General features: G+C 41.4%; 1 protein-coding gene. It reads right to left on the bottom strand.

Translation table 11 applies throughout. The features are described from left to right. Positions 1-220 (bottom strand): polymorphic toxin-type HINT domain-containing protein (locus HMPREF2573_RS04195; protein WP_228141152.1); only part of this gene is annotated, 220 nt, incomplete at both ends.

The following is a 220-nucleotide window of genomic DNA, read 5'->3' on the forward strand; positions in this document are numbered from 1 at the left end:
AAATGGGTGTTCTTTAGTGGTTTTAAAGGTTTCTGTGGAGTTGTTGCTGTGTTTGACAACAACTTCATAGATTTCTTGATTGGGTGTGACTTTGGTGGCAATGACAGGACGGTAGTCATATTCTGTGCCAAACTCTTGTCTTGACCAAATTAAATCACCATGTTCAATGGTTTCAATGGGTTTTAGACCATGGATGGTGTGAATGAGTGTGCCTGCGGTG

Origin of the sequence: Moraxella sp. HMSC061H09 (genome assembly GCF_001809255.1) — a bacterium.
Classification (GTDB): Bacteria; Pseudomonadota; Gammaproteobacteria; order Pseudomonadales; family Moraxellaceae; genus Moraxella; species Moraxella catarrhalis.